We start from the raw sequence: 26,679 nt of genomic DNA, 5'->3' as shown, positions 1-26,679 counted from the left end.
ATGCCAGATTATTCATTTGAAGAGAGTGCGTGGCAGCGAGGTCACGACCTTGTGATTGGTATTGATGAAGCGGGGAGGGGCCCGCTAGCTGGGCCCGTATCCGCTGCTGCTGTGTTATTGCCGGATGGATTTTCTCACCCTTTGTTAGATGATTCAAAGAAACTGAGCGAGAAGAAGCGAGAGCAGATTTACGCTGATTTAATGGCTGATGATGGAATCCGTTGGGGGCACGCGTACGTGGAAGCTGAAGAGATCGACTCCATCAATATTCTCAAAGCTACTCATCTAGCGATGGCAAGGGCGGTTGAGGGAATCGGCCTGGATCTGTCTCCGTATTGCTTGATTGATGGCTTAGCGGTTCCCCAGTTCCCATACGAGTCTGAGGGGATTGTGAAGGGGGATTCGAAGTCAATGTCGATCGCAGCGGCGAGTATCATTGCCAAGGTCAAGAGAGATCGCGCCATGGTGAAGTATGCTGAACAATACCCTGGGTATGGTTTTGAGAGGCACAAGGGTTACGGGACGAAGGTGCATTTAGAAGCACTTCGTTCATTGGGGCCTTGTCCGATTCATCGCCTAAGCTTTGCCCCCGTTGCTCAATTAGAATTGTTATAATACTTGGGTAAAAGAACTTAAATTACCTATTAAGCAAGCTATCGGCTTGATCTGAATCACTTACTCATCTACTTCGTTATTATGTGGCATTGGTCCAAACTATCATCCATCAAGTGGCTTGACGCTTGGGAAGAGCGCTTTTACGGCAACCCGAATAGCGTGATTAACGAAATCAAGGGCGGGAAGTCGATTCGTGTCGCTCTCTACTGTGAGACTGAAGAAGAGGCACGCGCCATTGAAGATCAGTTTGGAGGAAGTGTGCGCAAGGTGAAGGATCAAAACTGGGCGGCGCTGAGCGAAGTGGAGAAGCCTCCTTTGAAAATTAGAAACGCGATCCTTGTTACTGGCAGCCGGAACGAGCAAATCGTGGAAAAGCTTCGCGAGGATAATCCTGAGCGCAAGGTGCTACGTATGCCCGCAGATATGGCATTCGGAACGGGTGATCATGCAACGACATCAACCTGCTTGAGATTGTTAGTCGATGTGGCCAGAGAGCGCTCTAACTCTGAATGGGAGATGCTAGATGCAGGGTGCGGGACCGCAATCTTAGCAATAGCAGCTAGGCAGCTAGGTGCTAAACAATGTGAGGCTCAGGACTTTGACCCTCAGGCTGTACGCGTCTCAGAGCAAAACCTCGAGCTCAACCAAGTGGATCAGATTCAAGTTGTTCAACAGGACGTGCTGGCATGGCAGCCCCCTCAAGAGTGGGACGTGGTCGTGGCGAATTTATTCTCCACGATTCTTCAGCAGGCATTTCCAACCTTGAAGAAGGCAATGAAATCAGATGCCGACCTCATTATTTCAGGAATCCTAAAAGAGCAATGGGAGGATACGCGAGCGGCTGCAGAAGAGTGTGGCTTGGTATTCAGCCGAGTGATCACCAAAGGAAAGTGGGTCACTGCGCAGGGGCGAGTTTCCTGACTTTGACTGGCTGGCCCGCGGCTGCGGCATGGGGGGTGGGATGAAATCTCTGTTTCTCATGCATTTCTCTTGCATGCTGGCGATGATGCTTTAATAAGTGCTGTGGCTCTGAGGCGAGCCTATTTTGATCTACAGACTATGGTATCGCCTCTTGAGCGCGAACACATTTTCTAACTATTGGTACTATGGAAAGTATATCATCACGCGTGACTGGTGTGACTCCGTCACTCACATTGAGCATCACAAATCAGGCCAAGGCTATGAAGGCCAAAGGCGAAGAAGTTTACGGTCTTGCAGGCGGTGAACCAGATCTCGACACTCCAGACTTCATTAAAGAAGCTGCGATTAAAGCAATCCAGGAAGGCAAGACTAAGTACACGCCTGCAGCTGGTATTCCAGAGCTTCGAGAAGCAATTTCTAAGAAGCTCAAAGACGAGAACGGTCTCGACTATGAAGCTCGTCAGGTTGTGGTGAACAGCGGAGCCAAGCATTCTTGCATGAATGCGATCATGGCGGTTGTGGAAGAGGGTGACGAAGTCATCATTCCATCACCGTATTGGGTATCATATCCAGAAATGGTCCGTCTTGCAGGTGGCGTTCCAGTGATTGTGGAGACCAAAGAGGAGAATGGTTGGAAGCTTACTGCTGAAGAATTTGAAGAGAATATGACTGGTCTCACTAAGATGGTCATCATCAACTCACCCGGTAACCCAACAGGGGCTGTCTACACTGCCGAAGAGCTTAAGGCAATTGGTGAAGTTGCGCTCCTAGAAGACATCGTGATTCTTTCGGATGAAATTTACGAGCACCTCATCTATGATGGTGAAAAGCACGTAAGCATTGCATCTGTTAGTAAGGAAATCTACGACCTAACGATCACAGTGGGAGGCTTTTCTAAGGCATACTCAATGACTGGGTGGCGTCTAGGTTGGATTGCTGCTCCTCAGCCACTTGCTGATGCGATTAGTAAGCTTCAAGGTCACACGACCTCCAATGCGTGTTCGTTCGCCCAGTATGGTGGCCTTGCTGCGCTTGAGCAAGAAAGCTCCTTTGTGAAGGACCTGCGCGATGAGTACGACGTGCGTCGTCAGTTCATGCTTCAGCGTCTCAAAGCAATTCCAAACATCACCATCGTGGAGCCTAAGGGAGCCTTTTACTTCTTCGTGAATTGTGAAAAGCTGGGTATGAAGTCTGTCAACCTCTGCGACAAGTTGTTGAATCGCTATCGTGTGGCAGCTGTACCTGGTGTGGCATTTGGTAATGACCACTGTATTCGCATTAGCTACTGCACCACTCTTGATGTGCTCAATGAAGGCCTCACGCGTTTTGAGGAATTCTGTCGCGCGCACTAATTCCCAGTCATTAGCAAACAAATTTCAAAGCACCCTAGGTTTCAAAACCTAGGGTGTTTTTTGTACAGTCTGACCTCCTTGTGAGCTCTGGATGATGGTGTTCCATCCGGTTTAGAGTCAGGTGAATCATGAGAAATAGAATGCTTAGCAAAGATGGGGTGACGCAGGGAGTGGTGAAGCAAGGCTTCATCGAGTTCTTGGCGTCGTTGCGGATAAGGTATAGTGGTTCCTACTCTATTTCTTTACTGGCTCACTCTAGTCTCAATCTCCTCGACCGCCCACTGAGCGTGTTCGGCTATCAGTGGGTCGTCGCTTTGGCTGAGTATTTTGAGTTGAGGGAGCTCTTTTGAACTGCCCACATTGCCGGCAACCACGCAGGCGTTGCGTAGGAATCTAGGGTGCTTGATTCGCTTGATTGGAGACTGGGCGAAGGTTTGATTGAAAGACTCAGGGCTCAGCTTGAGGAAGTCGTTGAGTGATTTCTCAAAGATAGCTCCTTTAGCGTGGAGCTTGGTGTCATGGCTGAGCTTGGCGAAGCGATTCCATGGGCAGACTTCTAGGCAAACATCGCAGCCGTAGATACGATCGCCGATTGCCTTGCGGAATTCTAGCGGGATGGCCCCTGGGTTTTCGATGGTGAGGTAGGAAATGCAGCGCCTCGCATCCATTTCTCGTGGGCCAGTGATGGCGTCGGTGGGGCAATGGTCGATGCATTTGGTACACTTTCCGCAGTGGTCGCGCAGTGGCGAGTCAGCTTCCAAATTTAGGGTGCTGATGAGCTCGCAGAGGAAGAACCAATTGCCTATTTTGGGGTGGATCTGGACGGTGGACTTGCCATTCCATCCAAGTCCAGCATCGGTGGCGAAGTCTCGCTCCAGCACTGGGCCTGTATCCACATAGTACCGTTGGGTGCCACCCATTTCACTGAGTGCGAGGTCGAGGTCTTTGAGTTTCTCTTCGATGATGTTGTGGTAGTCCACATTCCAGGCGTAGCGCGCGATCTTGTAGCCGTGCCCAGGATGATCATTTCCTGGGAAGTAGTTGTAGGCGAGACTGATTACCGATTTGGCACCATCCACGATTTCACCTGGATGCACTCGGCGCTCTTTATTTCGCTCCAGCCATTTCATTTCTCCAGCGCACCCTTGCTCGACCCAATCGAGGTAGCGATCGGCGTGGGTTGCGCGCTTTACTGTAGATATCCGGCACTCAAAAAAACCTAATTGCTTGGCAATGAATAGGATGTTGTTTTTCGTTGTTTCCGAGGAATGAAGCATAGTGCGAAACCAGTATTTACAGGGATTGCGGCGCTGGCAATGAAGGATCAAAAAAAATCAGAAAAAGTACTCTTTTTGTCTTGCACGCGATCGTGAATGACCCTAGAACTCCCCCGCCTCGCAAGAGGTGCTAACCGCGGGTCGCAAGATCCGAAATTTTCTACGATGGGTAGATGGCCGAGTGGTTAAAGGCGGCAGACTGTAAATCTGCTCACGTAAGTGTACGCTGGTTCGAATCCAGCTCTGCCCACCATTTTCTAAGAAGTTACATTGGGAGGTGTAACTTTTTTATGAGGGAAAAAGTGCAGCACAAGCAATTGTGCTGCACTTTTATTTTGTCTGGAAATCATAGTTGCTAGATGCCCACTGATTTCTTAGTCTTCCCAAGTGGTGCTTGGATACTGAACTTACTATGGATTTGAAGGCGATTGAGAAGAATGGTGAGACCGAGCATGCCGCGAGCAAAGGTTCAGTGGTGGAGAGTATTGCTGCGGCATTTGCGATCGCTGGAGATCTTGTGGGTTATGGTGAGATTGACTCAGGCCACATCAATACTACCTATCTAGTGACTTTCCGCGATGGTGCTAGAGAGAGCCGTTATATTCTTCAGCGGATCAATGAGCAGGTATTCAAGGAGCCATTGATGGTCGTAGAAAATGTTTGCTACGTGACCAAGCACATTAACCACAAAGTACTGCTTCATACTGATGATATGGGTGGGCAAACGCTGAATATGTATCCGTCACGCGATGGAAAATTCTATGTGGAAGGTGAGGGGGGGGGGGTGTGGAGGTGTTACAACTTTATCGAAGGGTGCAAGACGTACGACATCGTTGAGAGCACGCGACAGGCCTATCAAGCAGCTCACGCATTTGGCGCTTTTCAAGATCTGGTTGCAGATCTTGATGCAGGGCAACTCACAGAAACGATTCCACACTTTCATAATACTCAAAAGCGTTTTGAGGCATTAGAGCGCGCTGCTGAGAGGGATGCTCATGGCCGCTTGTCTGAGATTCAGGCTGAGTACTTGTTTGTACTTGAGAGGAAGGATTGCTGTGGAGAGTTACTGCGCCTTCAGCAAGAGGGAGTCTTGCCGACTCGAGTAACCCATAATGACACCAAGCTCAATAATGTGATGATGGATGAGGCGACGGATCAAGCAGTGTGTGTGATCGACCTCGATACGGTGATGCCTGGGCTCTCGGTGTATGACTTTGGTGACCTTGTTCGTACGGCAACCAGCCCAGCTGCTGAAGATGAACGTGATCTCAGTATGGTGGACATGCGCATGCCATACTTTGAGGCGCTTGCTGAAGGGTATATCGATGGCTGTGCAGCGCTGACCCAGGTGGAGATGGACTATATGGTGACTGGCGCAAAAATCATCACCCTAGAAACAGGGATTCGATTCCTCACTGATTATCTTGAAGGAGATCAGTATTTTAAAATTGAGCGTGCCGGGCAGAATCTAGATCGAGCGCGCACTCAACTTAAGTTAGTCGAGAAGATTGAAGCTCAAGAAGAAGTGATGCGGAATGTCGTTCAAAAGCTAGCTAGCGCCAGGAGTTAGGATTTCAATTTAGCATGGACTATAGTCCAAAAAACTGGGATGAAGTGTGATCTTGTGATACGTCCAAAGTCCCATTCGAGTTGTCATACTCAGAGCATTCAGCATAAATCACACCAGGAGCAGGAACGATGCCCTGCATTATGATGGCTGTCCCTGATTTTGGGCAACGTGGGGTGTTAGGAATAGCTTTGCCAGCCCCAATCAAATCTCCTGATGTGATGGCGTCACCAGAGCTCAATCCATTCATGTTTTGATGGCTTCTCATTGCCTTTTGTATCGAGGCAAGTTGGCTAATGCAGGCAGCGCGGTCTGAGGAGTTTTTGTAGTACTCGGCACTCACAAATAACATAGAAGTTAAGCCGGTAATTATCGATATAGTGATTGATAATTCAATGAGTGTGAGCCCACGCTGGCGGGAGGATTTGTGGACGTTCATGGGGGATTGTTAGCTTGTATTTAAACGCTAGTATACATCCTACTGCGATTAAAGGTTTAATTTATCAAAACACGCTCTAACAGAGTGAGTTTTCTACTCAGTGTATGCGTGAGCGCGCAAGCTACTACACCTTGTACCCTTGTGGGTTAGCGGATTGCCATTTCCAGGCTGAATCTACCATTTCTTTGAGGCCAAGTTCGGCCTTCCATCCAAGTTCCCTGAGTGACTTTCGTGGGTCGCCCGTGACTTCGGCGATGTCACCGCTTCGTCTTGGGCCTACTTCGTATCGGATACTATGGCCACAAGCATCTTCGAATGCTTTGATCATTTCTAACACGGAATAGCCCCGGCCGGTGCCGATATTGTAAATATGGACTCCTTTGGATTGATTAAGCTTTTCGACAGATTGCACGTGTGCCTTGGCGAGGTCGACGACGTGAATGTAGTCGCGCACCCCTGTGCCATCTGGGGTGCTCCAGTCATCACCAAATACGACAACCTTTTCGCGGATGCCGGCAGCTACCTGGCTGACGAATGGAAGTAGGTTGTTTGGATAGCTTGGGTCTTCGCCGATGCGTCCTGAATCGTGGGCTCCCACTGGATTGAAATAGCGCAGAATTGCTACGTCCCAATGATTCGCGTGGGCTGAATCAATAAGGATTTGCTCCATCATCGACTTGGTGTGGCCGTATGGGTTTGTGGCATGGATTGGAGCCGATTCATCAACTGGGATGGTCTCGGGATCTCCATACACTGTGGCAGATGAGCTAAAGACGATCTTAGAGACACCATGCTTGAGCATGGCTCGATAGAGGTTGAGTGATCCAGTGATGTTGTTTGTGTAGTAGTCGAGTGGTTTTTCCACGGATTCACCAACAGCCTTGAGAGCTGCAAAGTGAATGACTTGTTGGATATCTGGGTGTTCTGAGAAGACGGTATCGAGAGCAGCCTCGTTCAAGAGGTCAGCTTCATAGAACGTGATCTTGCGGTTGGAGAGTTCTTCTACGCGCTTGACTGCTTCCTCGCAGGAATTGATGTAATTATCAATCAAGACAAGTTCGTATTCTCCTTTGAGGAGTTCGACATTGGTGTGGGAGGCGATGTAGCCAGCTCCACCGGTGATTAGGATCTTCTGCATAGAAATTTGGGTAATATGGGAGGCACTTTGCACGAATCCAGTGCGCGTGAGGCTATCATGCCAAAATCACGCGTCCTGTGCAAAAAAAAACCAAGCACGCATTGTGCTTGGTTTTTTCAAAATTAAAGGAACTTGAGGATTTCTTTGGGATCGTTATTGATCGAGTGCGCCACTTTTTCAAGGTCGGCAAGCTCGGCCAGGCGTTCTGGCACATCGACGGACCCTTTCCCTAATACCTCTTCCATGGTTGGGAGGAACTTCGATGGATGCGCTGTTTCGAGAATGATCGTCTCGGATTCTGGTGAAGCTTGGAGCCAGGCTTCAGCAGCCAGAACGCCAACGGCGCCATGCGGGTCGATGGTGTACCCAGTTTCTTCTTTCACACGCTTGATGGCCTCACGTGTTTCGTCATCATCGAAGGCGACACCGGAGATGTTCTCGCGCATGGCTTCCCAGTTGTCTTCGAATAAGTCTTTCATGCGAGCGAAGTTGGAAGGTGCGCCCACGTCCATGGCATTGCTGATGGTTGGCGTGGATGGTTGTGGGTCGTAGTTGCCGTCCGAAAGGTAGCGAGGGACTGTGTCATTGATGTTGGTGGCGGCCACCCAATGGCGAACTGGGAGACCCAGCGATTGAGCGAGGAGGCCTGCGGTCAAGTTACCAAAGTTCCCACTAGGTATTACAAAGACTGGCTCTACACCATCTGGAAGCTGGCGCGCCGCATTGAAGTAGTAGAAAGCCTGAGGGATCAATCGGGAAATGTTGATGGAGTTCGCACTCGTAAGGTTGTGCTTGAGCATCAAGTCACGGTCGAGGAAGTTAGCCTTCACCATAGCCTGGCAGTCATCAAAGCTGCCGTCGACTTCGAGAGCTGTGATGTTGTGACCGAGTGTGGTGAGTTGCTTCTCCTGAAGTGCTGATACGCCGCCCTTTGGATAGAGGATGATGACGCGAGTGCCTTCCACTTTGTGGAACGCTGATGCGACGGCGCCACCGGTATCGCCAGAAGTGGCCACAAGAACGGTGAGCATGCTGTCATCATCTTGAGTGAGGTGTGCCATGGTGCGTGCCATGAAGCGGGCTCCGAAGTCTTTGAAGGCGAGGGTCGGGCCGTGGAAAAGCTCGAGTACGTGGGTGTGCTCTGCAATTTTGACTACTGGCGCATCGAAGTTGATTGCCTCATTGACGATGCTTCGGAGGACTTCATCCTCTAAGCTATCACCTAGAATTTGTTTGGCCACGTGGAAGCCGAGCTCAGGGAGGCTCATGTCACGCCAGCTCTCCCAGAAAGATTGAGGGAGAGGGGTGATGGACTCAGGCATGTAGAGCCCGTTGTCTGCAGGGAGTGAGCGGATTACGGCTTCCTTAAGGTCGACTCGGAGCTCTGGATTGTTGGTGGAGTAAAATTGCATGATGAGAGTGGGTGAGTGGATGAATTAGGAAATGACGCGCGCGCCTTCTTGGTTGATTAGGGAGACGTGCTGTTGGTTGCTGATCGCGTTTTTGGTGAAGACGTCAGAGATGCATTGCGCTACTTTTTTGGCGTTTTCTTCACCTTCGCATAAGGCGAAGACCGATGGTCCCGCTCCGGAGATGGAGAAGCCGAGAGCTCCGTGAGAAAGTGCCTCTTGCTTGGCTGTGTAGAACTCTGGAATGAGTTTTTGGCGGTGTGGCTCTGCGATGAGGTCGTGGAGAGAACGCCCGATCAGGCCGAGGTCATTGTTGTAGAGGCCGCAGATGAATCCACCAAGGTTCCCCATTTGGCCAGTAGCAGTACTTACAGGAATCTCTGTGGGGAGGATGTCGCGAGCAATTTTCGTGAGAATTTCGATGTCTGGGTGCACTACGGCAGCCCAGAGGTTTTCAGGCACAGGGAGCTGGGTGATGTCTAGCTCTTCATTGGATCTGATGAATGTGATGCCACCGAGGAGGGATGGGCCCACGTTGTCGGCGTGGTAGGCACCGTCTGCGCTAGCTTCTCCGGTCATGGCAAAGGGAAGAAGTTGCTTTTTGCTGAGTGGCTCACCGAGAAGCATGTTCACCGCGTAGACGCCGGCCACTGCTGACGCTGCTGAGGAACCTAGGCCGGATCCGAAGGGCATTTTTTTATGGATTTCCATTTCGATCCCCTTGTCTGTGAGGCCGAGGTGTTTCAGTAGGTCTTGAGCTGCCACGCCAGCGGTGTTGCCTTCTACAGTCTTAGGGAGCTTGCCATTGTCGCCAGTGATTGCAGTGATGCGCAGACCCGGAATATCGGAAAATCTTGCCACTACTTCATCACCTGGGGCGTCAATTGCGAAGCCTAGTACATCGTAACCGCATGCCACATTGGCGACGGTGGCGGGTGCGAATACTCGGACTTCTTTATGCTCTTCATTTGCCATAGTGCCTATGCCCATAGCAGGGAATACCTCACTTGGGTAGTGCGATTTTCGTGAAATTTCGAACTCCTGACCCGGGTGAGTAAGGGTGGGTGGCTGTGCGAGAGTGGGGTGATTATGGGTAGGCTATCTCGGTGACAATGAGAAATGTGGTGCTAGTTCGTCATTGGCTAATCTAATTTGTGTTGTTCCATTGTTAGTATTGTCTTGTCTGGTCGGTATTCAGCGACTAATACTTGGCACTGATTGGGGTATTTGTTTCCCTAATTTTCTATAAAACCACCAAACACATGAAGACTGAAAACAATTTTGTAAGTCTAGCGATTGATGCCGCCATCAAATTATTCCTCTTAGGGTTGATGGTGACATTGTCCTACCAGATTCTGAAACCATTTGTGATGCCTGTGTTGTGGGCGATCATTATCGCGGTAGCATTCTCACCCATGATCACAAAGTTATCCGGTATATTTGGAGGGAAGAGGAAGCTCGTGTGTATCTTGTTCGGGGTGATTGCGGCCGCTATCTTGATTGTGCCAGTCATACTTCTGGCGTCCACTTCTCTTGAGGCGATGCAGGTATTGATTGAGGACCTTAAGGACAATAAGATTAGTTTCATTCCCCCAGCGCCTGAGCGCCTTGCTGATATTCCATTGGTTGGCCAGAAGCTCACGGATCTATGGAACCTTGCTGCTACCGATATCCCAGCAGCGCTCTCAGCGACGAAGCCATTTGCTGAGAACTTAGCAGCCCAACTCACCGCTAGTGTCGGCGGCTTGCTGGGCACAGTCGTGCAGTTTGTGATTTCCTTTGCGATTGCTGCTGTGTTGATGATCAGCCCTGAGAAGGGGTTTGCAGTGACTAGAAAGATCTCTCTTAGTTTTGATCCTGTCCGAGGTGAGGAGTTTACCAAATTGACGATTGCGACGATCCGCGGCGTGATGACAGGTGTGGTGGGTGTGGCTGTGATCCAGTCAGTATTGGCGACGATTGGCATGGTGGCCATGGGGATGTCGACTGCGGTCTTAATTGGTGTGCTTGTACTCATCTGTGCTGTGGTCCAGTTGCCGCCTATTTTGGTACTTGGTCCAGTGGCGGCGTTCACCTACAGCACGCACAGCCCGACGGCTGCGACGATTTTCCTTATTTGGTCTTTCCTCGTCAGTGCTAGTGACGGTGTGCTCAAGCCCGTGTTGATGGCACGCGGTGTTGATACTCCGATGTTGGTCATTCTCCTAGGAGCGATTGGAGGGATGATGCTCTCCGGAATTATTGGCCTTTTTGTGGGTGCTGTAATCGTCTCGATCTCTTACGCGGTCTTTATGGCTTGGGTGAACGAAAAACAATCGGATGATGAAGTCGAACAAGAATCCAGCAATGACGCGGTGCCGTCTGAAGAATAAGTAACCTTACAAGAGCTACACGAATACCATGCAATTACCTCAGTCTCTTAAGCAAGCTATCACACCATGCTCAGCCGCTGCAGGCTTGGCGGTGTCTTTTTTATCGAGCTGTTCGCTTGGCCCTGACTACGAAGCGCCAGATCTTCGAGTGAGTGCGAATTGGCAAAGTGAAGGTTCATCGATTTTAGCCCGAAACCGCTCAAAGGTGGATTCAAAGTGGTGGCGCCAGTTTAAGGATCCTGTGATGAATGGATTGGTAGAAGATGCGTACGATGAGAACCTCAATCTGCGCGTCGCGGCTCTTCGCATTCTAGAATCTCGTACGCTATTGGGAATTGCCCAAGGCAACCTCTTGCCTCAGAGCCAGGCCGCGAGTGGAAATGTTCTTGGTGTGCGTGATACTGGTGGTGGTTCACCAGATATTTTATCTGCATCAGTTGGGTTTGATGCCTCTTGGGAACTCGATTTTTGGGGGAAGTTTAGGAAGTCTATTGAAGTGGCCGATGCAAATTTGATGGCTGACGTGGCGAGTTTTGATGATGTTTTGATCTCTCTGACTGCTGAAGTGGCGACCACCTATGTGAATATTCGAACTCTTGAAGAGCGGATCAATCTGGCTCAGCAGAATGCGAAGTTGCAGAAGGAGTCACTTGATATCGTGGATCTCCAATTCCAAGCCGGAACCGTTACCGAATTGGATGTGCTCCAAGCGAAGACACTCCTCACGAGCACGCAATCTCAGATTCCTCGTTTCCAGTCCAGTCTCTATCAGCTGCAAAACGCTCTTGGCGTCTTGCTAGCGGAAGATGTGAAGGTGATTCGTAAAAAGCTCACCCGCACCAAAGGGATACCAATTGCACCCACGAATATTGCTGTTGGTGTTCCAGCGGAGCTCTTACGCCGTCGTCCTGATATCCGCCGTGCGGAGTTGCTCGCCATGGCTCAGAGTGAACGTGTCGGCATTGCTCGAGCTGATCTTTACCCAAGCTTTAGCCTCACAGGGTTCTTGGGGTCTAGTTCGACAGACTTTGGGACTGCCAATCTCGAGAACGTTTTCAACAGCTCGAATGTGGGCTACACATTTGGTCCAACGTTCCGATGGAATATTTTAAACTACGGGCGCATAAGAAATGCGGTACGTGCTGAGGATGCTCGTTTAGAGATTGCTCTTACTGACTACCAAAACACGGTGCTCAATGCTGCGCGTGAAGTGGAGGACGGAATGACAAGTTTCATTCACACCCAGCGAGAGGCTGAATTCTTACGTCAAGGCGTTGAGAGTTCGAAGAAATCTTCTGAGATTTCAATGATTCAGTACAAGGATGGTCTCACCGATTACCAGAGGGTGCTCGATTCGATCCGCTCCCAGACACAGCGTGAAGATGAGTACGCGAATGCACGTGGCACCATCGCTACAGACTTTATTGCCATGTACAAGGCACTCGGTGGTGGATGGGAGATGCGAGATCGCGAGAATGCTATCCCTGGCCACATCCGCGATAAGATGATGCAGCGCACGAATTGGGGGAGTTTTCTTCAATCGTCGTCTGAAACAGCGCCGCTCGACAGCAAAGGAGGATCCAACAGCTAAGTTCTATGCCTGAAAATCATAAATCCCCAAGTGATGACAAAAAAGCAGCGGCTGACGCTCCTGCTGAAGAGCCCAAGAAAAAAGATGTAGTAAAGACTTGGACGCGTGTTGCCGCAGCGGTCTTGGTAGCTCTATTTTTAGGCCATGTGCTGAGTGATAAGTACGTGCCGTACACTGCGAATGCTCGCATAGAAGCATTTATCGTACCATTGGCCTCGCAGGTCGCAGGCCGTGTTGAGGCCGTGGATGTTTCCAACAACTCACTGGTTGCAGACGGTGAAACTCTTGTCCAGATTGAGCCGAATAGCTACGAGATAGCCGTGGCTCAGGCTGAGCTCGAACTCCAACAGGCAAGTCAAGCTTCAGAATCTGATGCAGCTAGTGTCTCTACCGCTCAGTCGAAAGTGGTCGAAGCTCGCGCTAACCTGGAGAATGCCAAAGTCAAAGGTGAGCGGATCATTCGCTTGAGTGAGCAAGGAGCCGCATCAGTGAGTCGTGCTGATGATGCGCGATCTCGCGTCAAGGCGAATGAGGCTAAGCTGGCGAGTGCAATTTCTGAATTGGAGAAAGCCAAGAGCAACTTAGGCGTGGAGGGTGTGGATAATACTAAGGTTCAGCTAGCTTTAGCAAAGTTAGAAGCTGCTAGGCTTGATCTTCAGCGGACAAAGCTTGTGGCTCCGTCAGACGGTGTGGTGACCAATCTATTGATTGATAATGGTCACTATGCGAATCCAGGAGCTCCAGTGATGACCTTTATTTCACTCAGAGATGTGTGGATTCAGGCAGACATGCGTGAAAATAGCCTGACCCATATGAAGGCGGGTGATGAAGTTGAAGTTGTTTTGGATGCTGCGCCAGGTCGAGTGTTCAAAGGCCGTGTGCGCAGTGTGGGTGTGGGTGTGGCTGATAGTGCCAATAACCAGATCGGCTCACTAGCTACCGTCAAGACAAGCCAGGGATGGCTCCGTGAAGCACAGCATTTTCCAGTGGTGATCGACTTTGATCAGGAGGCGACCAAAGGCTTCAAGCGTGCCGGTGGCCAGGCCAATGTGATCGTCTACACCGAGAAAAGTACCTTGTTGAAGTGGGTGGGGATGATCTGGATCCGCATGGTGAGCTTTTTCTCACATGTCTACTAAACTGCTCTAGCGTGTAAGCCATGACCTTACCTCAGTTGATAGCGATCCGTTTGAGTGTGGGTGTCACACTCTCGGTCGCTTTGTCGTATGGCATGGCGTGGCCACTCTCATACATGGCGCCTATTTTTGTGGCGATGTTTTTGATGATGCCGATCCCATGGATTGGATGGAAAAATGCCATGAAATTGATGCGTCGTTTGGCGGTAGGTTTATTGGGTGGATTGCTCATCTCTGAGTATTGCTTGCAGCTGCCACTTTTCTGTGTGCCGCTGTATTATTTGATTTTCTTCTATATTTTCTACAATGACGCTACGGCGCCGCCAATGGCGACATTGTTCATGATGCTAGGAGTGACGATGGTGCCAATTTTGGGTCTGCTAACACCAGTGGCTTCACATTACATTGTGGCTTACCTCTCAGTGAATATGATGATGGGTTTGGTGTTTATGTGGTTGATGCACCGACTATTGCCTAATTCGAAGGCTGTGATGCCGAAGGTAGCGGCGAAGAAACAGGCGGCACCGAAGCCTCCTAGTAAGGAAGTGCGCTTGCGCTTGGTGATGGTTTCCACGATTGTAGCGGGCAGCGCGGTGTTGATTTTCTTCACCTTAAACCTGCAGCAATTTGCTCTAGCGATGCTGTACATATGTATGATGGCTGGCACGCCTCAGACGAATGCGAGCCTGCAGGTCATGAAGGCCAACTCGATTGCATGTATTATTGGGGGTGTTGCTGTGGTCGTCGCATACAATTTGTTAGTGGCTGTACCGACATATCCATTCTTAATTGTTTTGACCTTGTTATTTTGTTTGTTGTTTAGTGCGCGCATCGTGCGTGGGGACAAATGGAGTAAGTCGTGGGGAAGTGGTTTGACGACTTTTTTGGTGTTGTTGGGTAGCTCGACAACTGGGGATAGCTCGGCGAGTAGTAATGTCTACTTGAGAATTTTCCAGGTGTTGTTTGCTGGGCTCTTTACGATTTTTGCCATCGCAGCAGTGGAGTACTTGATCCGGATCGGGGCGGCCTTGGTGAGGCGGTGGCGATTGCGCCTTGAGCGATTGCGCATTGATTTTGCTAAGTAAGCTTGCTAGCTATCGTCAATGCCATTGATTCGCCGAATGATCAGCCCCTTCATTGTTGCTATGATTGTGCTTCAGAGCTCGATTGTGCTGGGGCAGGAATCCCTTGAGCAACAATTGCAGAAGCAACACAGAAAGCATTTGGATGGCCTGAGGGGGCGCTTCCCAGCCCTGCGGAATCCTTACCGAATTGTCCCTAAAGGGATCGTGGTGGATGAGTTCGAAGAGGAGGACCAAGAGATCCGCTTTCAACATGTTTGGAAACGCGATATTCCAGCTACATTGTTCTGGGTGGGGCAGCCGCTTGAGGGTGACACTCAGCGCCTTACCAGTGCATGGGATGATGATTGGATTGGCAGCTTCGGTGGGGTGGATGACCCCGCGCGTCGAGATGGGTTTCATCCATCCGGCTTTGAGGTGCAGATGAATCCTTTTTACGTGGCTTTACCATATAACGATATCATGCCTGGCGGTGGCATGTTCAAGCCTGAGGCATCAGAAATCATCAAGTGGTTTTGGGCGCGAGCGAAGGCCCCAGGTGTCTCAGTATGTAAAAACCGATGGGTGGCAATCCATCTCGGTTACAAGGTTTGCTATGCGCAGTGGCAAGATGTTGGGCCTTTTTATGATGATGATGCAGGCTATGTATTCCAGCATAGCCGCCCGCTTCAGAATCGTGATGGAGCCACTGGTATGAGCTTTAGTCCGGCAGTGCGCGACTTTCTAGAATTTAAGGCTGGGCAGAGAGTTTCATGGAGGTTTGTCGAAACCGAAGATGTGCCGCATGGCCCATGGAGTGGTTGGGTGCTTCCTGAGTGAGGGGGGTAAAAAAAAGCGAGGCCTCCTAGGAAGCTTCGCTTTTATGATGATGTATTTCTTCGCTCAGCTGATTAGCTGATGCTCTCTTTGCCGAAGTATGGCACCAAGGCAGGTGGGATCGTAATGGAGCCGTCGGCGTTTTGGTATTGCTCAATGACTGCGACGTAGAGGCGCGGCAAGGCGGTGCCTGATCCATTAAGAGTGTGGCAGAACTGGTTCTTGCCCTCACTGTTTTTGTAGCGGAGCTTGAGGCGGCGTGCCTGGTAGGCGCCGAAGTTTGAGCAGCTGGAAACTTCAAGGAATTTGTCTTGGCCAGGAGACCAGACTTCGATGTCGTAGGTCTTGGTGGCTGAAAAGCCAAGGTCACCTGTACAGAGTTCGATGGTGCGGTAGTGCAGTCCGAGCTTCTGTAGCGCGGCTTCAGCGTGGCCGGTGAGCTCTTCGAGCACTCTGGTGGATTGTTCTGGGTGCACGACTTGGACAAGCTCCACTTTATCGAACTGGTGCATGCGAATGATGCCGCGGTTGTCGCGACCTGCGCTGCCAGCCTCGCGGCGGAAGCACGGTGTGTGTGCGGTCATCTTGATCGGGAGTTCGCTTTCCTGGAGGAGGGTCTCACGGCAGAGGTTGGTCACAGGAACTTCGGCAGTAGGAGCGAGGAAGATGGCACCATCTTCGAGACCGTACATGTCTTCTTCAAATTTAGGGAGCTGGCCAGTACCTTCCATGCAGTATCGGCGGATGATGTGAGGAACATTCACTTCAGTGTACCCGTGTTCTTCACTTTGGAGGTCGAGTAGGAAGTTGATGAGGGCGCGCTCCAAGCGGGCTCCGGAGCCACGATAAACGGCGAAGCCGGAGCCTGCAATTTTAGTTGCGGCATCAAAGTCGATGAGACCGTGCTTGTCTGCAAGTGCGACGTGATCGAGAGGTTCTGCAATTTCAGGTTTCTCACCCCAAGTACGAATTTCTGGGTTCGCGGATTCGTCCTCGCCTATTGGGCAGGCCTCGTGCGGGAGATTTGGGATGCTCATGAGCAGATTGGTCTGCTGGGCTGTGATTTCATCGCTTTGGTGGTCGAGCTCCTTGGCTTTGTCACTGATGAGTTTTACCTCGGCTTTTGCCGCTTCAGCCTCTTCTGTTTTCCCCTGGGCCATAAGGGCTCCGATGGTCTTGGATGCTGACTTTCGTTGTGCCTGAAGCTGTTGTTTCTCGGTCTCAATCGCACGACGCTTTTCGTCGCATTCGAGAACCTCTTGGATCAAGTGGTGGGCATCACCACCACGCGTGGATAGGCGTTGCTGGATGGCCTCTGCGTTTTCGCGGATATCACGTATGTCGAGCATGCGTGTTGTTTAATTGGATCGCTCAAAAAGGTAAATCTTTAAATGTGAATTCACGCTCCTTATGGCACAAGGATCTGGGCACAAAAATGCTCTAATCCCAGCGTGGAGGAATTAGAGCCAGCGAATTTCTGTGGATGTCGTGCTAGCAGATGCTACGCGAGCTGAGGCATGAGCTTGTGTGAAGCAATGGCCTAGAGATCATCAAGGTCGAAGTCTTCATCTTCTACCTCGACTGGATCGCCGTCTTCTACACTGAGCACAAGGTTGTGGTCCTCTGCCTCAGCAGTGAAGTAAAGCGGAAGCTGCACCTTATTTTCTTCGTTCATGAAGATAGATGATTCTTCGACTTTGATGTCCTTGAGGAAGTCCTCTTTATTTTCGATAGAGGCGAATGTGACGATGATGGTTCCTTGCTTCATGGCTAGTTCAAATATACTCCGAGGCTGGGCAGTGTAAACTTTTATTGTGGATTGTTTCTATCCTTTCTTCAGATGATTCATTGTCTGTGACTTGTGGTGCTTTCGGTGGTGTGTCAAGCACGTTGGTAGGTGATAGAACGGCCACTCTCTAGATGTTCGATGTGCAGACAGTGGCTACCAGCAGGCACCATTTCAGGAAAGCGATCAGGCCATTCTACCACGAGAATGGCGTCGCGTTCAAGGTAGTCTTCCCAGCCGATGGAGAGAAGCTCTTCCGGCGTATCCAGTCGATACCAATCAAAGTGAATCAGCTCTGGGCGGCACTCAGGGTATTCATTGACTAGTGAAAAGGTGGGGCTTGTAATGGAGTCGGTACGTCCTAATCCCTCTGCAATCCCTTGCGTGAGGTGGGTTTTGCCCGCTCCAAGGTCACCAATGAGAGCCACGATGTCGCCAGCTTGTAGGTGCTTGGATACTTTCATGCCCAATGATTTCATGGCGCTCGGACTTTGGACAATGGTAGGAAATAGCTGCTGCATGCGGCTGATTTTGAATTTAATTGCGATAAGTGCAAAAAAAATCTTGTCGAGATCGTGAATTTGTGGTCAATTCCGCGCCCAGCCCAGCACGACCTTGTGTGAGGCCCTGAATTTAACCATTAAACTTGTCAGACCTATGGCATACGCAGTTTTCAAAACAGGCGGTAAGCAGTACCGCGTTCAAGCAGGTGATCAAATTGACGTCGAGAAGCTCGATGCAGTAGTTGATTCTGAAGTTTCTTTCGAAGAAGTTCTCCTCGTTAACGATGGCTCCAACACAACTGTTGGTGCCCCAGTAGTAGAAGGAGCTAAAGTAACCGCTAAGGTTGTTGATCAATTCCGAGGTAAGAAGGGTGTAGCATTCAAGTTCAAGCGTCGCCAAGGTTACCACAAGACTAAGGGCTACCGCCGTCATCTCACCAAGCTTGAGATCGTAAGCGTAGCATAATTACTAACTTATAATTACTCACTACTATGGCTCACAAAAAAGGACAAGGTTCCGTTAAGAACGGCCGCGATTCACGCAGTAAGCGTCTCGGCGTTAAGAAGTTCGGCGGTGAATCAGTAACAGCTGGTAACATCATCATTCGCCAGCGTGGTACCAAGTGGACTCCAGGTAAGAATGTTTACCTTGCGAAAGACCACACACTTCACGCATACGTAGACGGCAACGTTTACTTCGACCAATCTGGTCGTCGTGTGAATGTGGCTCCATTGGAAGCGTAAGCCTCCGACGCTACAGCTAAGAACACAGCTTTTCTATTAGCCACCGCGCCATGTGCACGGTGGCTAATTTTTTTGGTAGATAGGGCAGCTCAGGTGATTGCTAATTTCTTTATCGATCTTAGTATTACGGGTTGTTTTTTTAAGTGAACCATTCAGCGTGTGACTGGAACAAGCGATGAGTGATGCAAAGATCAAGTTGATTGGTGCTGTAGTAGCGGTGGTGTTGCACCTGTTACTCGCAGCCCTGTTCACTCATGATGCCTTTATTAAGTGGTTGAAGCCGGATAAAACGGCTGAGCAAGTGGAGCAGAAACCGGAGAAAGCCCCACAGGTTTCATTCCGGTTCAATGTGCAGCCCAAGCCTGAGCCACCGAAGCCCAAGCCAGTAGCTCCTGAACCGCCGAAACCAGCGGAAAAGCGTTTCAATTCGACATCCTCTGAACAGGCACAAGGTAAGCCAAAAGATGCCACGCATTATGGTGACCGCGATACGGTGGCGCAGAGTGATACTGAAGCTGAGCAAGATGCTCCGAATATCCCGGCGGTGAAGGGGAAGAAAAAAGGTGGGCAAGTACTGGCTTCAAATTATCAGGATGGGAAGCTCGACAATGATCGCGCAGGGGGAGCTCAGCAGACGGCTCAGCCACCAGCACCTGCGGTGACTGAAATTCCTGAACCCCAAGACCAAGCCACTAAGCAGGTGACGGAGCCATCTGATCAACTCACTGGTAGTGATGCTGGGCGTTCTCTTGCAGGGAGTAACAACCCACTTAAGGAATACATGGACGCGGTCAATAAACTGCCGTCCTCAGTGCGCAACAAAAAGACCACAAAGCAGTTGCCCAAGCCAGACAAAGGGGAGGGTGAAGATGAAAAAGAGCAGAAGAAAAAGGTGGTGCAGGAGCGGCCGAAACCGCGCAAAGAGTCGAAACCGAGGACCACACGCATCGATTCATTATTTCCCAACCCGGGCGAAGATCCTGGCTTCCGTGCGCAGACGAATGCTAGCCAGATTTCAGGATCGATTTCACGTAGTGGTGGCGTGGCTTCCTTCGACACTGAGGCCAATGCCTTGGGCCGCTACAAGAAGCAAGTGAGCAATGCTACTGCCAAAGAATGGTATCGCCGCATCGGCAAGAACCCCGACCTCGTGCTGCCTGGATCGCTGCAGGTGCGCTGGTTGGTCTACCCGAATGGCCGCGCGAAATCGGTACGTATTCTCAATTCATTCCAAGGTTCAGAAATTCAAACAGGCATGACCCTACAGTCGATTTCTGGCGCTAAGCTACCTCCCATGCCGAAGGATCTGGTTTCCGAGCTCAAAGGCGACCCGATTGAAATGATCATCACTTTCCAATTCTAAACCATTCAAAAAACAAACAGACCCAAATTATGAATACACATTCAATCCTCGCAGCAGAAGCGACTATGTTTGAAAAACTTGCCGACTTCTACGAGAAGGGTGGGATCATCATGCTGGTGCTTACTGGCTGCTCGATCCTTACCGTCGCAGTGATTATCTACAAGTTGCTCGACTTATCCAAAAGTCGCGTCATGCCTGAGCAATTAGCGAAGGATATCGATGTGGCTACCCTCAACCCATCTGAGCAAGCCATGCTCGATGTCGCCAGTAGTAGTCGCGACGAAAAGTCCGTGTTGGCGCGCCTCACTCAGATTGTGGTGAAGCACAAAGACCGTTCACCAGCCGCTGTGCGCGATGCCGTGCAATCAAGAGCGCGCGAAGAAATCGTGAAGATGCAGAGCGGGATAGGTACCCTGGATGTGGTGATTGTGGTGGCTCCTATGCTGGGGCTCCTAGGCACCGCCAGCGGGATCACCACGGTATTTGATGGGATGAGCTCTCTCGGTGACATCAAGATGAGTATCATGGCTCAAGGGGTGGCGGAGGCGCTGACAACGACGATTGCAGGCTTGGCCGTGGCGGTTCCTGCGGTGATTGGTCATAGTTACTTTAACCGCAAGATTGAAACCTATGCGTCCCGCTTGGAGGTCGTAGTCGGCAATATGGTTCATGTCTTATTGCCGGAAGATGGCGAGAAAGATTAAAACAACTAACGGCTGTTCGCCATGGAATTTTATAAACCAAAGAAAACTATCCCAGCGATTCCGATTGTCTCGCTGGTGGACATTCTGGTCATTTTGCTGATCTTCTTCATTGTAACGATGCAGCCCAAGCAAAAGCGTACGATCTTAGATATCTCGATTCCGGTGGTGGGGGATCTACAGACGGAGCAAGTAGTAGACCCACGCGCAGTTCTAGCAGTCAATGCTGAGGGCGAGATCACTCTCGACTCGGTGAAAGTGCATCCTAACTTATTGGTGGACTACCTCAAGGAGATGAAAAAGCAAGGGCGTGAGCTTGAGCTGGAGATGGACAAGCGCGTCCGGTTGGAGCAAATGATCATGGTCTCTGAGTCATTGACCAAAGCGGGATTCGAATCTAACCTTCCCACACGCGTTCTGACCGGTGGGAAAGGGGAATAGTAATAACCAGGATATAGAAATATGATTTTAAATATTATGCAATTGGGCGAAGCCGTCCTGCGCAAGAAGTGTGAGCCAGTCCAGTCGGTGGACGAAAAGGTTGAAAAATTTGCTGCTGACATGATTGAAACCATGAAGGATGCAGAAGGCGTGGGCCTCGCAGCGCCGCAGGTGGGGGTGGACATCCGCATGGCGGTGGTGGACACCAGCCACGATCCGGAGTGTGTTTCATTCTTCAAGGTGAACGGAGAAGACGCGAAGATGGAAGACCACATGCCCTTGGTATTCATCAACCCAGAGCTCGAGTTTTCTGGTCCTCATGAGACAGACATCGAAGGGTGCCTGAGTATTCAAGAAATACGTGCTAAGGTGAAGCGCAAGGTGAATGTGAAAGCGACTCTTCCTCAGCTCGACGGTTCCGTACTCGTCGTGGAGACAGACGGCTTGTGCTCGCGTGCGATCCAACACGAGGTAGATCACCTCAATGGGATTCTCTTTACTGATCGTGTGAGCTCCACTGCCAAAGCTCGCCTTAAGCGCAAGCTTAAGGATCTCGCGGCTACCAAGTGGGAGTACAATGCGAACGACCCTGAATAGGTCGTCTTTATCTGCTCCATAATTACCAAGGCGACCCAGTTCGGGGCGCCTTTTTTATTTTAGGAAAAGAAGGACTCCAGCACCCATTGGTAGAGTTTATTTCCGAGATAAATTCCTAGAATGCCCATGATGCCGGCGAGTACTGGAGGAGCTGGTATTGGGAGTTTGAGAGCGGTAAAGATGACACCAATGAGGATGCCTACGCCGAGTGAGAGAAGAACTTCTGACATGCTGCTGCGAGGATAGAGAATCCGTTTGGCTTTACTAGCTAGAACTTGCTTGGCTGCAGGAATTGGTCATGATGGCTGCATGAAGGTGGCATTCAAGGAATGGTTCGCAGTGTGTGAAGCGATTGGTAAGGGTGAACAGGATGTGCTGATTCGCAAAGGGGGTATCCACGAAGGGCGGGATGGGTTTCGCTTCAAGCATGAGGAATTTTACCTTTTCCCTACCTTATTTCACAAGCAATCCACGCTCCTGCTTGGTTCTGCCAGAGCTGATTTTCCGGACCCTTCAAAGCGGGTGTGGGAGGTGGGTGATGTGGTGCCGGTAAAATACAAATGCCGCGTCACGGCGGTGGAGGATGTGCGTGATTGGCAGCAGGTGCTCGCTCTCAGCGGTCGGCACATCTACAGCGAAGAGCTTCTTCGGGAGCGATTCCTCTGGAGTGGGAAAGGGATGGATGAAGGTAGTGTGCAGGTAGCGCAAATCTCTGTGGAGTTGCTCGATCCGGCCCTTGAGGTGGCTTATAGTAAGGCGCAAGGCGGCTGCCGCTCCTGGGTGACTATTCCTTAGGTTTTTGCTTCATGTCTGGAATCGTCCAAGCATTGAGCCATTGCTGGGCGCTGCGGTGGTAGCCCATTTCCAAAAGTACCTTCTCCAAGTGTGGGAAGTGTGCGGCGCCGTAAAAGATCGCGATCTTGCTGTGGCCATCTTGGAGTGCTTCCTCCAGCTTTTCGATACAACGATCGTTGCGCTGGGTGATGATCAGGTTTTCTTCATCCAGGCTAGCGAGTTGTTTATCAGCTTCGGCGAGCTGGTCGATTAGCAACAGTTTTAAGCGATTCGGGTTTTTTGAAAGAAGTGCGATGAGAAAGCTAATGGTGCTGGGGGATTTGGCATTGCTGCCCTGCATGGCTTGCTTGAGCATGAAGCTTGAGATTGAATTGCCATCTTGTTGATTGAGAGCGAGGAATTCAGACATCGTCAGGTCGGCATGAATGAAATGGTCAGGCAGGTAATTCACCACCGAGAGCTGAGACTCCAGCTGCAGGCGGTCCTGAAGTGATTTGGTCATCGACCCTAGTACCGCCAGGCTCGGTAGCGGCGAGTCCTGACGTTCTCGATTCTCAATCTGGTGTGCTGCTGCGGCTCGTTCTGATTCGATGACTTCGCCGCCGATGAGTTCGAATAGCACCGCAGAGTAATCATTGAGTATGTCATTGAGTGCTTCGTAGTACGCGCGATCTGCAATGTGCACAGCGCCGACGAGATCGACAGAGCTTTCGCCTTTGCTGTAGCTCGTGATGGCAGTTTGTAGAAGTGTCTCGCCTGAGTCGGGGCGCTGCACCCTTACGAAGTCAGTGCTGAACTTATTCTCAGCAGCTCTTGACTGAGCAATGCTCCCAATCATGGAGCAGGCTGCGATGAGGTGTAGGAGGAAGCTATGCAGAGGTTGAATCATGTGTCCGTGGCTAGGTAAGATCTCTACCATAAGTTAGTAGCAGCTGATAGCTATCAATTCAATCGATACATAGAGTAATTCTAGCTTGCCTTCATTGCTTGCGACTGGGATGTTTGGAAACAGAGCAATTGCGGTGGATACCGCTTAAACTATGGCAGCAAAGCAAAATAGAACGCATCAAGAGATCGCCGACCAGAAGTGGCCGATGTGGTTGCGTGAAGTCGTGGGTGTCGCGTTGTTAGGGTTTGGCATGTTGTTGACTTTGGCGATGATTACCTACACCCACAAGGATATGCCGGTAATGGGGCTATTTGCCTCTGAGAATAATGAGGCGAATGACCCCCGTCAAAACCTGATCGGTCCCGTGGGTGCGATCATGGCGCATTTGGTATTGCTTGTGTTTGGTGCAGCAGGGTACTTGCTTCCGATTGGTATTTTATGGATTGGTGCGGCCTACACCTTCATGAGTGCGCATTTCACGCGTCGCACCTTTTTGGGGCTATTTTTCTTTGTCTTTGCAGGTTCTTGTATTCTAGCGGTCACTGGGTTTTTGGGGGACTGGGCGCTGCGCAATCATATCATCTACCCTGGCGGCTATGTTGGCTATTTTATTGGCACTAGGGTGTTGCAGGCATTGTTGAATGTGACTGGATCGCTGATCTTATTGTTGGTTGTCTACATCATTGGGATGATCATGCTCACGGGAATCAACCCGATCTTTTTCTGCAAGAAATGCTATCAATCGACCAAAGAATGGGTGGAGACCAAGCGCCGTGCCCGTGTGCGTAGTACCGAGCGCAAGATGAAGAAGGTGGCTAAAGATTCTGAGAAGCAAAGTCGTACTGACGAACGCAATAAGGCGAAAGAGGAGGCGAAGCTAGAGCTCGAGCGGAAGCGTGAGAATGAACGTAAGCTGAAGGAGCAAAAGAAAGAAGAGGCGAAGCGCAAGCAAGAGGAGGAGGAGAAGAAAAACCCTCAAGTTGAAATGGAGCTGAAGGAGGTTCCTAAACCGCAAATTATCGATGCTTCCCAGCGCAAAAAAGCTCCGGTGGCAAAGGAAGGCAAGGCCTTCCAGAAGGAGAAGAAGCCAGAAGGTGTCTCGCTTTCCACAGACGCTTATGAAGGCTATGAACTTCCTGGCTTTGATTTATTGTCCTACGACGATTCGGTACCTGAAGATCAGGGTGCTGATCAAGGGGAGCTGCTCTCCGTTCAGAAGACCATAGTCGACACGCTCAAAGCGTTCGGTGTCGATGTGAGCGCTGGTGACATCACTCGTGGTCCTACGATCACGCGCTACGAGGTCTATCCGAGCATGGGCCTTCGCGTCAGCCGTATCACTCAGTTAGAAGCCGATATTGCACGTGCCACCAAGGCCGAGCGCATCAACATTCTAGCACCAATTCCCGGCAAAGACACCGTTGGGATCGAGATTGCCAACGACAACAAAGTCGCTGTGCCATTGCGTGAGCTCCTCCAGGACGAGGCCTTCACATCAGCGAAGAAGAAAATTCCATTGGCACTGGGTAAAGATGTCTACGGCAATACCGTCATTGGCGATCTAGCAGCGATGCCACACTTGTTAGTCGCTGGTGCTACAGGTGCGGGTAAGTCGGTATGTATCAACTCGATCATCACCTCGATCCTCTACAAGTTTACCCCAGACGAGTTGCGCTTCATCATGGTGGACCCGAAAGTGGTGGAGATGCAGGTCTATGGCGAGCTACCACACTTAGTGGTGCCTGTGGTGACCGACCCGAACAAAGTGGTAGCGGCACTGCGTTGGGTGGTGAATGAGATGGAGAAGCGTTACCGACTCTTCGCCAAGTGCGGGGTGCGCAATTTTGATGGATACAACAACCGTCCACGCCCAGAAGCTGAAGAGGCTGCGCCAGAGCCGGAAGTCCCTGAAGAGGAGGCTTCTGAACTCGAAGAGGAAGCAGATCCAGAAGTGATTGAGTCCATCGCCCGTGCTCTCGAAGACGGAGAACTAGGACCAGGGGCTGAAGTCGAAGAAGATGAACACGGTGACGAAGAGGCTGAAATGCCGGATCGCTTCCCTTACATTGTGGTCATCATTGATGAGCTTGCCGATCTCATGCAGACCGCTCCAGCGGATGTCGAGATGAACATTGCGCGCATCGCTCAGAAGGCGCGTGCTGCAGGGATTCATTTGATTATTGCTACTCAGACACCAAGAGCTGACGTGGTCACCGGTATCATTAAGGCCAACATTCCAAGCCGCATCGCCTTCCAAGTTTCCTCGGCACTCGACTCCCGCGTGATTCTCGACACCAAGGGTGCTGATAAGCTGGTGGGCAAAGGAGACATGCTCTATCTCCCACCGGGATCCGCCAAGCTGGAAAGAGCCCAGGGAGCCTTCGTTTCAGATGAAGAAGTCGAGGCGATTGTCGAGCATTGCTCGAAGCAATCAGAGCAAAACTTTGAACCCTCGATCCAGGAATCGATCGAGAGTGGTGGTGGCTCAGATGATGACGGCGGCAATGACGTCTCGGATGCTGACGAAGAATGCCTTCTCAAGTGTATCGAAGTCATTACCACCGAGCAAAAGGCCAGTACTTCGATGCTCCAGCGCCGCCTCAGGCTCGGCTACACACGCGCCGCCCGCATGATGGATATTCTCGAAGAACGCGGTATGATCGGCCCAGCCGATGGTGCCAAAGCTCGCGATATTTATATTTAGGCGCGTCGCGCCGGTGGGCGCTGATCCGCTTGCCTCTGGTAAAGCTCATCTTCTTGGCGTATTGTTTGCGGTTGGCGTATTGCTGGGGTAGCGCTTTTTAGGGACCCGAAACCTTCTTCTACAAATTCCTTGGCTCCAAATATCACACCATCACTGGCAAAGCGAAGACGGCACCTCAGTATTTGACCGATACTCAAGTTCCTACCATCGTTTAGCACTTTCAGGTCGCCAAAGGTTTCATACTTATGCATCAAGTCGACGAAGAACTCTCGTCCCGCATCATCAAATACAAACTCCCGCCACACACTACGTCACACTAGGTGATACACTCCGCCACAGCATTCCTGCTGCGGTGACATCAAGCACCTTACTTCACCGCTGCGCCAAAACTGAGATTCTTCCACCTAGCGAGTCTGCCACCATGTATCATGTGCATCAGTT

At 50.7% G+C, this 26,679-nt stretch carries 27 protein-coding genes and 1 tRNA gene; 18 read left to right on the top strand and 10 right to left on the bottom strand.

Translation table 11 applies throughout. The annotated features are described in order from the left end of the window. The 3 genes from F454_RS0106020 to F454_RS0106010 all read left to right on the top strand — a co-directional run bounded on the left by F454_RS0106020 (position 1) and on the right by F454_RS0106010 (position 2,888). Positions 1-615: a ribonuclease HII gene (locus F454_RS0106020; protein ID WP_018969733.1), complete on the top strand. Its 615-nt coding sequence runs from the start codon at positions 1-3 to the stop codon at positions 613-615. A gap of 81 nt (positions 616-696) precedes the next feature. After that, positions 697-1,536: a 50S ribosomal protein L11 methyltransferase gene (locus F454_RS0106015; RefSeq protein ID WP_018969732.1), complete on the top strand. Its 840-nt coding sequence runs from the start codon at positions 697-699 to the stop codon at positions 1,534-1,536. Positions 1,537-1,721: 185 nt separating this feature from the next. Next, a complete protein-coding gene (locus F454_RS0106010) occupies positions 1,722-2,888 on the top strand; it encodes a pyridoxal phosphate-dependent aminotransferase (protein WP_018969731.1) in 1,167 nt (388 codons plus the stop codon). Between the two features lie 242 nt (positions 2,889-3,130). On the opposite strand, the gene queG is transcribed toward F454_RS0106010, so the two are convergent. Beyond that, a complete protein-coding gene (gene queG, locus F454_RS0106005) occupies positions 3,131-4,165 on the bottom strand; it encodes a tRNA epoxyqueuosine(34) reductase QueG (protein WP_018969730.1) in 1,035 nt (344 codons plus the stop codon). 167 nt (positions 4,166-4,332) lie between these two features. Between queG and F454_RS0106000 the strand changes: the two genes are divergently transcribed. Both F454_RS0106000 and F454_RS0105995 read left to right on the top strand, forming a co-directional pair. Continuing rightward, positions 4,333-4,418, top strand: a tRNA-Tyr gene (locus F454_RS0106000). Positions 4,419-4,577: 159 nt separating this feature from the next. Then, complete coding sequence (locus tag F454_RS0105995; RefSeq protein ID WP_018969729.1) at positions 4,578-5,735, top strand: phosphotransferase enzyme family protein; 1,158 nt, start codon at positions 4,578-4,580, stop codon at positions 5,733-5,735. Positions 5,736-5,754: 19 nt separating this feature from the next. Here F454_RS0105995 and F454_RS16770 read toward each other — a convergent pair whose 3' ends face one another. From F454_RS16770 to F454_RS0105975, 4 genes are all read right to left on the bottom strand, one after another. After that, positions 5,755-6,171 (bottom strand): type II secretion system protein, encoded by a 417-nt coding sequence (locus F454_RS16770; RefSeq protein WP_083912904.1) that lies wholly within the window; start codon positions 6,169-6,171, stop codon positions 5,755-5,757. Positions 6,172-6,295: 124 nt separating this feature from the next. Next, positions 6,296-7,309 (bottom strand): UDP-glucose 4-epimerase GalE, encoded by a 1,014-nt coding sequence (galE, locus tag F454_RS0105985; RefSeq protein WP_018969727.1) that lies wholly within the window; start codon positions 7,307-7,309, stop codon positions 6,296-6,298. Positions 7,310-7,431: 122 nt separating this feature from the next. Next, complete coding sequence (thrC, locus tag F454_RS0105980) at positions 7,432-8,721, bottom strand: threonine synthase (RefSeq protein ID WP_018969726.1); 1,290 nt, start codon at positions 8,719-8,721, stop codon at positions 7,432-7,434. A 24-nt stretch (positions 8,722-8,745) separates the two neighbouring features. Next, complete coding sequence (locus F454_RS0105975; RefSeq protein WP_018969725.1) at positions 8,746-9,693, bottom strand: homoserine kinase; 948 nt, start codon at positions 9,691-9,693, stop codon at positions 8,746-8,748. A 287-nt stretch (positions 9,694-9,980) separates the two neighbouring features. On the opposite strand from F454_RS0105975, the gene F454_RS0105970 reads away from it, so the two are divergent. The 5 genes from F454_RS0105970 to F454_RS14365 are packed head-to-tail and all read left to right on the top strand — an operon-like array spanning position 9,981 to position 15,718. Beyond that, positions 9,981-11,090: an AI-2E family transporter gene (locus F454_RS0105970; protein ID WP_018969724.1), complete on the top strand. Its 1,110-nt coding sequence runs from the start codon at positions 9,981-9,983 to the stop codon at positions 11,088-11,090. A gap of 28 nt (positions 11,091-11,118) precedes the next feature. Next, on the top strand, positions 11,119-12,681 hold the full coding sequence (locus F454_RS0105965) for an efflux transporter outer membrane subunit (RefSeq protein WP_018969723.1): 1,563 nt from the start codon (positions 11,119-11,121) through the stop codon (positions 12,679-12,681). Positions 12,682-12,686: 5 nt separating this feature from the next. Beyond that, positions 12,687-13,820, top strand: a complete 1,134-nt coding sequence (locus F454_RS0105960) for an HlyD family secretion protein (protein WP_018969722.1) — start codon at positions 12,687-12,689, stop codon at positions 13,818-13,820. A gap of 20 nt (positions 13,821-13,840) precedes the next feature. Further along, complete coding sequence (locus F454_RS0105950; protein ID WP_083912903.1) at positions 13,841-14,902, top strand: DUF2955 domain-containing protein; 1,062 nt, start codon at positions 13,841-13,843, stop codon at positions 14,900-14,902. 18 nt (positions 14,903-14,920) lie between these two features. Further along, positions 14,921-15,718, top strand: coding sequence for a hypothetical protein (locus tag F454_RS14365; protein WP_018969719.1), 798 nt, complete (start codon positions 14,921-14,923; stop codon positions 15,716-15,718). A 71-nt stretch (positions 15,719-15,789) separates the two neighbouring features. Here the strand turns inward: F454_RS14365 and serS are convergent, their stop codons facing one another. From serS to tsaE, 3 genes are all read right to left on the bottom strand, one after another. Continuing rightward, the gene (serS, locus tag F454_RS0105940) at positions 15,790-17,064 is read right to left on the bottom strand and encodes a serine--tRNA ligase (protein WP_018969718.1); all 1,275 of its coding nucleotides are present in this window, start codon (positions 17,062-17,064) and stop codon (positions 15,790-15,792) included. Between the two features lie 191 nt (positions 17,065-17,255). Further along, positions 17,256-17,483 (bottom strand): hypothetical protein, encoded by a 228-nt coding sequence (locus F454_RS0105935; protein ID WP_018969717.1) that lies wholly within the window; start codon positions 17,481-17,483, stop codon positions 17,256-17,258. A 113-nt stretch (positions 17,484-17,596) separates the two neighbouring features. Next, positions 17,597-18,022: a tRNA (adenosine(37)-N6)-threonylcarbamoyltransferase complex ATPase subunit type 1 TsaE gene (gene tsaE, locus F454_RS0105930; protein WP_018969716.1), complete on the bottom strand. Its 426-nt coding sequence runs from the start codon at positions 18,020-18,022 to the stop codon at positions 17,597-17,599. 136 nt (positions 18,023-18,158) lie between these two features. Here tsaE and rplU point away from each other — a divergent pair, with 136 nt between their 5' ends. From rplU to def, 6 genes are all read left to right on the top strand, one after another. Continuing rightward, a complete protein-coding gene (gene rplU, locus F454_RS0105925) occupies positions 18,159-18,470 on the top strand; it encodes a 50S ribosomal protein L21 (RefSeq protein ID WP_018969715.1) in 312 nt (103 codons plus the stop codon). A 26-nt stretch (positions 18,471-18,496) separates the two neighbouring features. Then, positions 18,497-18,748, top strand: a complete 252-nt coding sequence (gene rpmA, locus F454_RS0105920; protein ID WP_018969714.1) for a 50S ribosomal protein L27 — start codon at positions 18,497-18,499, stop codon at positions 18,746-18,748. 175 nt (positions 18,749-18,923) lie between these two features. Next, on the top strand, positions 18,924-20,111 hold the full coding sequence (locus F454_RS0105915) for a hypothetical protein (protein ID WP_018969713.1): 1,188 nt from the start codon (positions 18,924-18,926) through the stop codon (positions 20,109-20,111). 29 nt (positions 20,112-20,140) lie between these two features. Further along, on the top strand, positions 20,141-20,815 hold the full coding sequence (locus tag F454_RS0105910; RefSeq protein WP_018969712.1) for a MotA/TolQ/ExbB proton channel family protein: 675 nt from the start codon (positions 20,141-20,143) through the stop codon (positions 20,813-20,815). A gap of 21 nt (positions 20,816-20,836) precedes the next feature. Next, positions 20,837-21,253 (top strand): ExbD/TolR family protein, encoded by a 417-nt coding sequence (locus F454_RS0105905; RefSeq protein ID WP_018969711.1) that lies wholly within the window; start codon positions 20,837-20,839, stop codon positions 21,251-21,253. A 21-nt stretch (positions 21,254-21,274) separates the two neighbouring features. Continuing rightward, a complete protein-coding gene (gene def / locus F454_RS0105900) occupies positions 21,275-21,850 on the top strand; it encodes a peptide deformylase (protein WP_033367509.1) in 576 nt (191 codons plus the stop codon). A 59-nt stretch (positions 21,851-21,909) separates the two neighbouring features. Here def and F454_RS14360 read toward each other — a convergent pair whose 3' ends face one another. After that, complete coding sequence (locus tag F454_RS14360) at positions 21,910-22,080, bottom strand: XapX domain-containing protein (protein WP_018969709.1); 171 nt, start codon at positions 22,078-22,080, stop codon at positions 21,910-21,912. 49 nt (positions 22,081-22,129) lie between these two features. On the opposite strand from F454_RS14360, the gene F454_RS14355 reads away from it, so the two are divergent. Next, complete coding sequence (locus F454_RS14355) at positions 22,130-22,645, top strand: DUF1802 family protein (RefSeq protein ID WP_156817161.1); 516 nt, start codon at positions 22,130-22,132, stop codon at positions 22,643-22,645. Here F454_RS14355 and F454_RS0105885 read toward each other — a convergent pair. After that, positions 22,635-23,534: a TraB/GumN family protein gene (locus F454_RS0105885; RefSeq protein ID WP_205618996.1), complete on the bottom strand. Its 900-nt coding sequence runs from the start codon at positions 23,532-23,534 to the stop codon at positions 22,635-22,637. The two genes, F454_RS14355 and F454_RS0105885, sit on opposite strands and share 11 nt — an antisense overlap. Positions 23,535-23,685: 151 nt before the next feature. Here F454_RS0105885 and F454_RS0105880 point away from each other — a divergent pair, with 151 nt between their 5' ends. After that, on the top strand, positions 23,686-26,238 hold the full coding sequence (locus F454_RS0105880; protein ID WP_018969706.1) for a DNA translocase FtsK: 2,553 nt from the start codon (positions 23,686-23,688) through the stop codon (positions 26,236-26,238). Positions 26,239-26,679: the final 441 nt, after the last annotated feature.

It is taken from the genome of Rubritalea marina DSM 17716, from assembly GCF_000378105.1.
GTDB classification, from domain to species: Bacteria; Verrucomicrobiota; Verrucomicrobiia; order Verrucomicrobiales; family Akkermansiaceae; genus Rubritalea; species Rubritalea marina.
Note: the sequence above shows the minus strand (reverse complement) of the source record. Positions and strands in the feature narration are given on the sequence as shown.